Origin of the sequence: Micromonospora sp. DT62 (genome assembly GCF_049847285.1) — a bacterium.
Classification (GTDB): domain Bacteria; phylum Actinomycetota; class Actinomycetes; order Mycobacteriales; family Micromonosporaceae; genus Micromonospora; species Micromonospora reichwaldensis.
The window spans coordinates 1-8897 of record NZ_JBNCOB010000049.1 but is presented as its reverse complement, the minus strand read 5'-3'; the positions used below and the strand labels follow the sequence as shown (position 1 = coordinate 8897).

The window sequence follows — 8897 nt, the reverse complement described above, 5'->3', positions numbered from 1 at the left end:
CCCCTAGAAGACACCACGGTCAGTCAGAGGCTGAGTCAGACCGACCGGGTGACCCGCTCCCACATCATCACTGTCAGGGGTGAGGGGCAAGTCCGTACGCGGCTGCAGCCGCGAACGCAGACCAAGCGGCCGGCCCGAAGGTGAGCGCCGGACCAGCCGGGTCCTTCGAATCGCGGACGGCGACGATGCCGGGGAGGTTCGTGGCGACCTCGACGCACGCGCCGCCGTTGTCCCCGCTGCGGGTGCTCTTACGCCAGATGGCGCTGGTCTGGTCAGTCATGATGCATCTCCCCAATGATCCGCTTGATCATGTCTCTTGATTCTGCCTCGCCCAGCGCCAGCGCCTCCAGGCCCTGCCACACACGTTCGTAGGCGGCCAACTCGTCCTGCTTGTCGAGATAGAGCGCCCCAGTGAGCGACTCGCTGTAGATGACCGATGGCTCGGGTGCGGCTCGACCACCCTTGGTCGGAGGAAAGTCGAGGATCATGAAGGTGCCGGCGACGGCGCCTGGCTGTGGCCCGGCGGCCAACGGCAGCACCCGCACCGACACGTTCGGCAGGTCGGACAGCTTAATGATGTGGTCGAGTTGGGCGGCCATGACAGTCGGAGTGCCAACCGTTCGCCGAAGCACCGTCTCGGACAATATCGACTTCAGTCGGGGAGCCGCCGGGAGTCGTCGACTCAGGAGAGCCTGTCGTTGAAGCCGCACCTGGACGGCTCGCTCTCGTTCCTCGTCGTTCAGCAGCCCTCCGAGACGGAAGAGTGCCCGAGCGTACTCCTTGGTCTGCACGATCCCGGGAATCAGCGACTCGTCATAACCCCTGAGCCGGGATGCGGCGGATTCCAGGCCGACGTACAGCTCGAACCAGCTCGGGACCGCGTCCCCGTACGCGTGCCACCAGCCCTTGGACTTCGTCTCCGTGGCGAGCCCGCGCATCGCCTCGGTCATCTCGGCGGACACCCCGTACAGCTCGCACATCGCCTTGACGTCGAGCACCCGGACCGGGCCCATGCCGCACTCGATCCGCCAGATCTTCTGCCGGCTGTATTCGAGGGCCTCGGCGGCGGCGTCGAGGGTCACGCCCGCCTCGGTGCGGTACTGGCGTAGCAGCCGGCCGAGTTGCCGGCGCGGCACGGTCGATCCGACATCCTCGGTCACCCGGACACTCCCTGATTCCATCGCGCAACGCTGCGTCACCTTGCCATGTAACAGCTATCGGTGGCAGCAAAGAAAGTCAATACTTCTGGGGAGAATTCTGGTGTGGAACGTTGCTTTGATGCTGCGGACCGTCACAGGATGACCACAGGCCCTGGTGTCGTACCGCTGATCGAAGCTGCGGCGGCAGGGCGGGGTGGCCCGTGCGTGCGGGGAGGATGGACGGGCCACCCCTTCCAGTCCACGAGGGAGAGGCAGGCAGCAGATGAGCGTCCGCAACCAGCGATTTGGAGCGACCTACCGCTCCTCGGCGTACACCAGTCTGCTGCCGTGGCAGGTGCGCGAGCGCCGCTTCAAGCCGGTCGGGCTCGGACGCCGCGGCCTGGAACCGGCCGACGTCTACGACTTCCTCGACCGCGTCGCCGGCGACATGGCCAACGTCTACGCCGACCTGGCCGCCAGCCGCCGGGAGACCGCCGTCATCAAGGACGCGTTGCGCCGCTGGCAGTCCGAGCAGGCCCGCGCCCGCACCGACCGGGGACACGAGGCATGACCCAGCGGTACGTCATTCACCTGCCCGTCGCCGCCGCCGACCTGCCGGCCGCGCAGCGGCTGGCCCGGGTGATCAGCCGTTGGCTGCTGGTGCTGCCGCAGACCGACCCGGGGGAGAGCACCGTTTCGGAAGAGGATAACCAGCACGTACGCCACCGGGTCTTCTGTGACCTGCGGATGCCCGGCGGCCGGCGCTGCCTGCTCCGTGCCGACCACGACGGCGCCTGCTCCCGCCGCCTGCCCCGGTGAGCATCCGACCGAACGCCGGGTGATTTTAAGCCGAGCAGGTTCGCTACTCGGGATAGCCAGCGGAGTAGGTCGCGTCCACGAGCTCTTGGAGGTGTCGGATGACCGAGGCCTTGTGGTCCGTCTCCGGAAGTTGCTGCTCGCCGGCCTTGATAAGCCCGCTTCGCCAGTGGCGGACGATCTCGTGCTGAGCCTCTCTGGGCAACTGGTCGATCCAGAGGGACCCCAGGTTGTTGTCAATGATCTCTTGTAGGTGGTCAGCAGCTTCCTGGTCGGAAAGCCGTTCGACCAAGAACTCCAGTGTCCAGTCGAAGAGACCCCCGGTGGCGGTCCAGTCGACCCCGGGCTTCAGCACGATCAGGCCGGCCATCACTTCCCCACGATGAATACCCGTGGACCGAGATCACGGTCCGCTATGAACTGCTCGATCCTGGCTGTCTGCTCGACCGAGAACTTCGAGACGTCAACGGGCACGAGCTCGGCCTTGTCCAGGTGTCGTTCGATCTGATATTGAAGCTGCGGCCACTGCCGGTCGAAGAACTGGCCGGGGAAGTTACCGACGGCATCATATGTGCGCCCCGCGTCGTCGACCCAGTCGGCCGAGGAATCCGCAGGGGCGCGACTGAGTTGAACGCCGAGGAGTTGTTCCAGCCGTACCGCGGTTTCGGCCTCGCCTGGCCTGAACTTCCCGGTCGCTGGGTCCATGCCGAGAGCATGGACGCGTGCTTCCTCGCTGGCGTGTCGAGCGGGGGGCTCATGAGGCGTCCCGGGAGTCGAGGCGCCGTCACCGGATCTGCCTGGTCGACTGCTGGCAAGCCGCCCCAGCGCCTGCTTCAGCTTCTCGATCAGGTCACCGAGCCGCCGGATCTCCGGCATCAGCCGCCGCAGGCTCGCCAGCAGTGCCCGCAGCAGCCGCGCGATCCGTGCCGCCCAGGACGCCACCAACGTCGTCACCTGCTCCACCACCAGCGGCGCGGCGAACCCGCCGGTGACGACCAGTTCGCCGGCGTACACGATGAGCCGGGAGACGCAGGTGGCGATGGCGTCGCGGACCAGCAGCCGAACGGCGGCGACCAGGCCGGCGGCTCCCTCGGTGATGGCGGCGAGGGTGTCGGCGCCCTGGGCCAGCCCGCCGATGGCCTGCTGCTGATCGGCGGCCCAGGCGCGGTAGGCGGGGCCGGCGCCGCCACCCCAGCTCGCGACGTCGGTGCGGACGGCGGCGGCCAGGTCGGCGGCTTCCCTGCGCAGCGACGCGGCGACGTTGCGCCAGGTCTGGGCGTGGGCGGTGATCTGCGCCGGGTCGCCCGCGAGCCAGTCCAGCGCCTCGCTGAGCGGCTTGACGTGCTCGATCAGCCAGGCAATGCCGTACTGGAGCAGCGCGCCGACCGGGTCGGAGACGAAGGCCAGGGCGTCCAGCCCGGCGCTGACGACGCCGAGGGTGCCGTCGATCCAGCTGCCGTTGCGGACGCCCTGGGCGATCAGCTCGATGTCCTCGCAGATCCAGACGCCGGCCCAGGCGCTGGGCGGGGTGTCGGCGGCCGCGGCGACGAGCGGGTTGGTGGTCACTCCTTGTGCCGTATCCGCTGTAGCGACCGCTCGGCCCGAGCGTCGGCGGCCCGGTAGCGGTCGGCGCCCGTCCGCAGCCTGTCGGCCGTGTCGCGCACCGAGCCGGCCGCGGTGCCGATGCCCTGGACCAGGGTCTGCTGGAGGCCGTCGAGCAGCACCGGCATGATCGCGCAGAGCTGCCCGTAGGCCTCGGCGCCCAACCGGACGTGCTGGCCGGCCTGGCGGGCGGTGTCGAGGCTGTCGGCGCGGCGGTCGAGGCGTGCGGCGTGGCGGGTCAGGCCGTCGGGGTCGACCTGGATGCCGTCACCGCCGGGCATCCGGGGTGTCCCGGTCGGGATCCAGCCGGCGGCGGTACGACTCGACAAGCGCCGCCGCTGTCGGATCCTCGGCGCCGAGGACGCCCGTGGTCGCCTCGGTGATGCTGCTCAGCAGATCGGCATGAGCGGCTCGGGTGGTCGCCAGGATCTGCCGGGCGGTGTGCGCCGCGGAGTGTTGTCGGGTGCGTTCGTCCAGCCGCAGGTCGACCAGCAGGCCCGACGAGTCGACGGTGACCTCGATCGTCCGATCAGGGTTGGTCGCCGTGCCTCTCATCGCCTGCACCTGCGAAGCCAGCTCCTTGGCCCGGGCCGCCCGGTCCACGATGGACGCTTCCCAGTCGTCGAGCCGACGCGTTGCCTCGTCCAGCGCGGCTTCGTCCGCCCACATGCCTGACCCTCCCCAGGGCATCGACGCCGACCGGTCCGCGTCGCCGACACGTTACCAACCGGTGGCGCTGCGTGGTGTGCCGCTGGCGGTGCCGACTGCGGCCTGGACCGGTGCGGCGCTCGATGGCCCGGCGATGGCCGCGATCTGCTCAAGGTGGGCCGTGTTGACCAACCTCGGCATCGCACCCACGAGCGCTCCCTGAGCCCGACCGGCGCGCCAAAAATCCATTGTAGACGGACGGCTGAGGCCTGAGGTGGGGACGCTGGCTAGGTTTGGGGCATGGCACACGGGAGCTACACCGCCGACGGCAGCTACTGGACGGTACGCAAGCACGGCTCGACCTTCTGGGTCGTACGCATCAGGAACGAGAACGGGACCTATCGGCGGTTGCAGTGGTGGGGCGGCTACCGGCATGCCGGTCACGCGGCCCGTGCGGCTGCGCAGTTGGCCTATCGGCAGGCCCGGGAGGACGTGGTCAAGGAACTTCGCGGCAGCCTGCACAGGGAGTTGGAGCGTGTCGGCCTCGGCGCCCTGCCCACGCCCGCCCCGCTGCGCCCGGACGCGTCGGTGCTGCCGCCCGACGAGGAGACGTCTGACGCCGAGGACTGACGGCGGGCTGCGTGCGCGGGCTCGTGTACATCTTGGGGGTGTTGTCGGCGGCGCACTCAGCCCTTCTCGTCCTCCCCGCGCTGGCGTTGCGTACGCTCGGCGATTCCGCTGGAGAGCCTGCCCACCACCGACCTGGTCCGGCCGAAGGTCTCCACGCCGAAGTGCTTGGCGGCGCCGACGCCCTCCGTGCCGGTCACGAGCATCTTGTCCCGCACCTCCACGCCCGTATCGAGGACCTTGTCCCGCACCTCCACGGCCGCGTCGAGCCACCGTCTCGCGTCCAACGACTGGCGATCGCGTGCGATGCCGAGCCGTCCGTGGAAGTCGACGACGACGGTCGCGACATGGTTCCTCGACTGCACCGTCGCCCGGGACGAGGTGGGGTTCAACAGCACCTTCGTGTTGGCCGTGCCGGCAGCCGCATCCATCCGGGCCATCAGCCGCTCGGTGCTGCGTGAGATGAGTTCCAGCCGGTTCTGCCGTGCCGCCCGGAGCGCGAGCAGGTGCTCGTCCATCTCCTCCGGAGACGCGTCCAGCACCCGGTCGAGTTCGAGTACGGCGATCGCGTCCTGAAGCTGGAAGCAGCGAGCCAGCACGGCGAGCCACTCCTGCACCCTCAACTCGGCTTCCCTGCAGGTCTTGGCGAGATCGGCGACCTTGGTCTTCCGCTCCATCTTCTCCGCGAGCGCGTCGAGCTGACGTAGCGCGTACGCCTGGGTGCGGGCGATCGTCACCGGCGTGGCCTGGACCTTCGACCACGTGACCTCGGAGACCCGGCCCACCCGGTCCCGGATCGTCATGGCCTCCCCGAGCACGAGGTCCACCCCGATCATGTCCGCCAGCACGGCGTCCTTCTGGGCGCGAAGCACATCGTCGACCTTCTCGTCGATCAACGCCAGATACTCGGTGATCTCCTCCATGCTCTGCTTCATCGCGAGCTGCGCCATGAGCCCCGCCGCACCGGTCAGCAGCGCCGGGTTGCTCAGCAGCGCCCCTGGAGTGGTGACGATCTCCAGAAGCCCCTTGATCTTGCCGTTCTCGGTCAGCACAGCACGGCTGAAGTCTGACTCCGAACCCTTCATGAGGGGGAACTGCTTCATGGCCCGCGCGGACTCTTCGGTCAACTTGACCCAGCGGCCCGAGTTGGCGGAGATCTCGGCACTCGCCTTCGCGATGCTGGAGCCGGCACCGAGGGCAGACTGGAGCCGCTTCAGCCCGAGGTCCTTCGACGGCAGCCGCTCAGAGGTGAGGAACCGGTCGACAGCCGCCGGACTCCCGATGACCGCGAAGCCATCGCCGTCACTGATCAGCTGGATCTCGTCGTCCATCGTCGGCTCCTCAAGTGTGGGCGGGGGAAGCGGCACAGGACGTCGCGCGTCGAGGGACCGCAGCGACTCGTCCATCGGCCGGCGGCGGTCAGCGTAGTGGGCAGGTGGGAGGCTGTGCGCCGATCATCGCGGCTTCGTCCTGTCGTGAATGCGACTCGCCATCCGTTCACGACGGCCACCGTGCACGCGGAGCGGCGCAGGACGATTGCGGACGGGCGCCTGAACTGGGTCGTCGACATGGCCGCGCTGAACGACGCCCGTGGCTCGCAGGGAGACGGCGGCGGTCGACAGGCGTACGGCTGTGGGCTTCTCCGCGAATCCGCCGACCAGCCAGGAGGCGGCCTACCGGGACGGCAGCGGGGCGGCCGGGCGTACCGCGGTGAACTGGGCGTGCTCCTCCCGGGTGGCGGAGAGCAGCAGTAGCCACTCGTCGCAGCCCTGCCACGGATAGAGGTCGGCGGCGCCGCCGCGTACGACGCGGGGCCCGTCGCCGGTGCGCGGCCGGGCGTCCGCCGGTGCGTCCGCGGAACCGGGGATCCACACGTCGGCGCAGATCTCCCCAGCCGAGCCCATCGCCGCCAGGCCGAAGGCGTTCTCCCCGGCGGCTGTGCGCTCCTCGTCGCCGAAGTCGTCGAGGATCTGGTCCTCGTCGGGTTTGCCGTCGCCGCGGAACGTCAGCGTGGTGGTGCCCGCGCGGGCCGCGTACTCCCACTCGGCTTCGCCGGGCAGCCGGAACGGCAGGGCCTCAAGCAGGTCGTCGAGGTCGTCCTCGATGCAGGCTGTGGTGGTGTCCTCGTCGGCGTAGTCGTCCTCGTAGTCGGGCAGCCAGTGCCGGACCTGCGCGACCGTCAGCGGGTGCCGGGCGATCAGGAACGGTTCGACCCGCACCTCCCGCACCGGCTGGGCGTCCTTGGCGGCGGCGAAGAAGGGCTCGAGGGTGTCCTCGGCTCCTCCGTCGCGCTCGATGGCGCGTACGGCCTCCAGTTCCGCCTCGGACAGACCCATGCGGAACGTGCCGCCGGGCACCCTCCGGAACAGCACGCCCGCCGCGGTGTGCCGCCAGGCCGGACGCCCCGCCACGGTCTCCTCGGTCCACACGGCACCGAACGCTAGCAGCCGAGGTTTCTGTGCCCGGGCGGTGTCAGAAAGCCAGGCAAGACGATCTGGACCACGAGCAGCACGGTGCGACCCGTTCCTGTAATTCGTGAGCGGTCCGCCAGAATGCAAGCACGGTCAACGATGCTGGCCGGTTCGTCGTTGTGGCATCCACCGGGCGCCGCCCGCTCACCAGGTGCCGTCGTCGCGGACGCGGGCCGGCGCCCGGCCGAGCAGCAGGGTGGTCAGCGCGGCGTCGATGTCCTCGCCGAGGAACCACTCGCCGGCCTGGTCCAACGCGAAGACCCGCCCCCGCTCGTCGACGGCGAAGATGCTGTCACCGTGCTCGGACCCGACGGGAAAGAGTCGAGTCCCGAGCACGGCGGCGAAGTCGGCGAGCGTGTCAGCCGAGTGTGCGCTCCGGAGCGGGTTGGTCGTGAACCGACTGATCCAGACCTGCTCGCCGGGGCCCCGGCGGCTGCTCACGATCGCGGGGAAGGCGGTCAGCGCCCGCTCGGCCGCTGTGGAGGGCGCGTGGCGGTGCAGCTGGCCGGCGACCTCGCACGTCTCCCGGATCGCCCCGGCGGCCAGGGCCGGATTGAACTCACTGTCCTCCCAGCCTCCCTCCATCAGCGCGTCGGCCACGGCAGCCGGGAAGCGGCCCGGATGATGCGGAACCTGTGGTTGCGGGTGCCAGTCCGAGGTGAAGGCCAGGTCCGCCCAGGACAACGCGTTGAAGTGGACCAGGAAGTTGAGGCACGAGTCGCAGGCTCTTTCCGCCCTGCCGCCGTACGGATCGCCCGGCTCCCGCACTCGGAACACCTCGAGGCGGGCGTCGCCCAGCAGCGTCTCCGCGTCGGCCATGCCGAGTGGGGCGATGCCGGCGGCGGCGCGGTGGTGGTCGTGGTGGTGCAGGACGTCGGAGACGACGATCAGCTCGGCGTGCCGGTCGCCGCCGCGTACGAGGTGTCCGGCGGGTTGGTCGTCCAGGTAGGACCGCACGAGTGGGTGGTGGTTGAGGATGATGTCGCCCTTGGCGCCCTGGGCGCGGAAGAGTCGTCCCTCGACCGTCAGGTGCGCTGCCGTGTTGGGGGTCGGCAGGCGGTGGATCTCGCGGAGGAGTTGGCTGGCGGGATCGACGGTGCGGGGGGCGTCGGGGCCTTGCGGGCGGCTGCGGCGGTACATCTGTGCGACCACGTCGGTGGGTACGCGTGGCCAGGTGGTCGTCTCGCCGGTGACCTTGTCGACGACGGTGGTGGGTAGGTCGCCGGGCATCGTGTTCGCCTCGATGGGCACGGTGGAGGTGATGGCGTAGCCGAGGTCGAACTCGTCGACGTGGGGGTGGCAGTCGTGTCCCAGGCGTTGTGACTCGCGGCGGGCCCACACGGCGGCGAGTTGCTCGGCCTGCTGGCGGTCGATCACGGCTTGAAAGTACCGGACCCCACGGATTCGTGGCGCCCGGTATGGTTCGCCCTACCGACGGTAACCGGGGGAGGGTGGCGTTGGCCGAGAGTGTGGACCGGGACGCCAATCGCGCGCTGCGGGCGCGGTTCGACGTGGTCCGGTCGGTGGACGCCAACGTGCGGACGGATGCGGCGAGTGCGGGGCGGCTCGGTCGTGTCGGCGACCGGCACCAGCA

Annotated in this window: 13 protein-coding genes; 4 read left to right on the top strand and 9 right to left on the bottom strand. The window is 69.7% G+C overall.

The genetic code is table 11. The features are described from left to right. Positions 1-73: 73 nt before the first annotated feature. On the bottom strand, positions 74-280 hold the full coding sequence (locus tag ACPXCB_RS31420) for a DUF397 domain-containing protein (protein ID WP_425879739.1): 207 nt from the start codon (positions 278-280) through the stop codon (positions 74-76). Continuing rightward, positions 273-1160 carry a helix-turn-helix domain-containing protein gene (locus tag ACPXCB_RS31415; protein WP_425879737.1) on the bottom strand — a complete coding sequence of 296 codons (888 nt, stop codon included), beginning with the start codon at positions 1158-1160 and terminating at the stop codon, positions 273-275. The genes ACPXCB_RS31420 and ACPXCB_RS31415 overlap by 8 nt, the downstream gene beginning before the upstream one ends. A gap of 262 nt (positions 1161-1422) precedes the next feature. On the opposite strand from ACPXCB_RS31415, the gene ACPXCB_RS31410 reads away from it, so the two are divergent. Together ACPXCB_RS31410 and ACPXCB_RS31405 are read left to right on the top strand one after the other, a co-directional pair. Then, positions 1423-1710, top strand: a complete 288-nt coding sequence (locus ACPXCB_RS31410; RefSeq protein ID WP_425879736.1) for a DivIVA domain-containing protein — start codon at positions 1423-1425, stop codon at positions 1708-1710. After that, complete coding sequence (locus ACPXCB_RS31405; RefSeq protein ID WP_151454900.1) at positions 1707-1958, top strand: hypothetical protein; 252 nt, start codon at positions 1707-1709, stop codon at positions 1956-1958. Before ACPXCB_RS31410 ends, ACPXCB_RS31405 begins: the two co-directional genes overlap by 4 nt. Positions 1959-2001: 43 nt before the next feature. Here the strand turns inward: ACPXCB_RS31405 and ACPXCB_RS31400 are convergent, their stop codons facing one another. From ACPXCB_RS31400 to ACPXCB_RS31385, 4 genes are read right to left on the bottom strand one after another with little or no spacing between them, the layout of a single operon-like run. Then, positions 2002-2325: a hypothetical protein gene (locus ACPXCB_RS31400; RefSeq protein WP_425879741.1), complete on the bottom strand. Its 324-nt coding sequence runs from the start codon at positions 2323-2325 to the stop codon at positions 2002-2004. After that, on the bottom strand, positions 2325-3521 hold the full coding sequence (locus tag ACPXCB_RS31395; protein ID WP_425879735.1) for a WXG100 family type VII secretion target: 1197 nt from the start codon (positions 3519-3521) through the stop codon (positions 2325-2327). The genes ACPXCB_RS31400 and ACPXCB_RS31395 overlap by 1 nt, the downstream gene beginning before the upstream one ends. Further along, positions 3518-3838, bottom strand: a complete 321-nt coding sequence (locus ACPXCB_RS31390) for a type VII secretion target (protein ID WP_425879733.1) — start codon at positions 3836-3838, stop codon at positions 3518-3520. Before ACPXCB_RS31390 ends, ACPXCB_RS31395 begins: the two co-directional genes overlap by 4 nt. Beyond that, complete coding sequence (locus tag ACPXCB_RS31385) at positions 3825-4226, bottom strand: YbaB/EbfC family DNA-binding protein (RefSeq protein ID WP_425879732.1); 402 nt, start codon at positions 4224-4226, stop codon at positions 3825-3827. The genes ACPXCB_RS31390 and ACPXCB_RS31385 overlap by 14 nt, the downstream gene beginning before the upstream one ends. Between ACPXCB_RS31385 and ACPXCB_RS31380 the strand changes: the two genes are divergently transcribed. Together ACPXCB_RS31380 and ACPXCB_RS31375 are read left to right on the top strand one after the other, a co-directional pair. Next, the gene (locus ACPXCB_RS31380) at positions 4225-4428 is read left to right on the top strand and encodes a hypothetical protein (protein WP_425879730.1); all 204 of its coding nucleotides are present in this window, start codon (positions 4225-4227) and stop codon (positions 4426-4428) included. The genes ACPXCB_RS31385 and ACPXCB_RS31380 overlap by 2 nt on opposite strands. A gap of 77 nt (positions 4429-4505) precedes the next feature. Then, on the top strand, positions 4506-4835 hold the full coding sequence (locus ACPXCB_RS31375; protein ID WP_089000492.1) for a hypothetical protein: 330 nt from the start codon (positions 4506-4508) through the stop codon (positions 4833-4835). Between the two features lie 56 nt (positions 4836-4891). Here the strand turns inward: ACPXCB_RS31375 and ACPXCB_RS31370 are convergent, their stop codons facing one another. The 3 genes from ACPXCB_RS31370 to ACPXCB_RS31360 all read right to left on the bottom strand — a co-directional run bounded on the left by ACPXCB_RS31370 (position 4892) and on the right by ACPXCB_RS31360 (position 8680). Next, a complete protein-coding gene (locus tag ACPXCB_RS31370) occupies positions 4892-6163 on the bottom strand; it encodes a hypothetical protein (RefSeq protein WP_425879729.1) in 1272 nt (423 codons plus the stop codon). A gap of 342 nt (positions 6164-6505) precedes the next feature. Continuing rightward, positions 6506-7261 (bottom strand): formylglycine-generating enzyme family protein, encoded by a 756-nt coding sequence (locus ACPXCB_RS31365; RefSeq protein ID WP_425879727.1) that lies wholly within the window; start codon positions 7259-7261, stop codon positions 6506-6508. 186 nt (positions 7262-7447) lie between these two features. Next, positions 7448-8680 carry an SUKH-3 domain-containing protein gene (locus ACPXCB_RS31360; protein WP_425879725.1) on the bottom strand — a complete coding sequence of 411 codons (1233 nt, stop codon included), beginning with the start codon at positions 8678-8680 and terminating at the stop codon, positions 7448-7450. Positions 8681-8897 lie beyond the last annotated feature (217 nt).

Excerpts from the sequence above, each read along its gene's own strand:
- ACPXCB_RS31420 (WP_425879739.1), bottom strand. The coding sequence starts at position 280 with ATGACTGACCAGACCAGCGCCATCTGGCGTAAGAGCACCCGCAGCGGG.
- ACPXCB_RS31410 (WP_425879736.1), top strand. The coding sequence starts at position 1,423 with ATGAGCGTCCGCAACCAGCGATTTGGAGCGACCTACCGCTCCTCGGCG.
- ACPXCB_RS31405 (WP_151454900.1), top strand. The coding sequence starts at position 1,707 with ATGACCCAGCGGTACGTCATTCACCTGCCCGTCGCCGCCGCCGACCTG.
- ACPXCB_RS31400 (WP_425879741.1), bottom strand. The coding sequence starts at position 2,325 with ATGGCCGGCCTGATCGTGCTGAAGCCCGGGGTCGACTGGACCGCCACC.
- ACPXCB_RS31390 (WP_425879733.1), bottom strand. The coding sequence starts at position 3,838 with ATGCCCGGCGGTGACGGCATCCAGGTCGACCCCGACGGCCTGACCCGC.
- ACPXCB_RS31380 (WP_425879730.1), top strand. The coding sequence starts at position 4,225 with ATGCCTGACCCTCCCCAGGGCATCGACGCCGACCGGTCCGCGTCGCCG.
- ACPXCB_RS31385 (WP_425879732.1), bottom strand. The coding sequence starts at position 4,226 with ATGTGGGCGGACGAAGCCGCGCTGGACGAGGCAACGCGTCGGCTCGAC.
- ACPXCB_RS31375 (WP_089000492.1), top strand. The coding sequence starts at position 4,506 with ATGGCACACGGGAGCTACACCGCCGACGGCAGCTACTGGACGGTACGC.
- ACPXCB_RS31370 (WP_425879729.1), bottom strand. The coding sequence starts at position 6,163 with ATGGACGACGAGATCCAGCTGATCAGTGACGGCGATGGCTTCGCGGTC.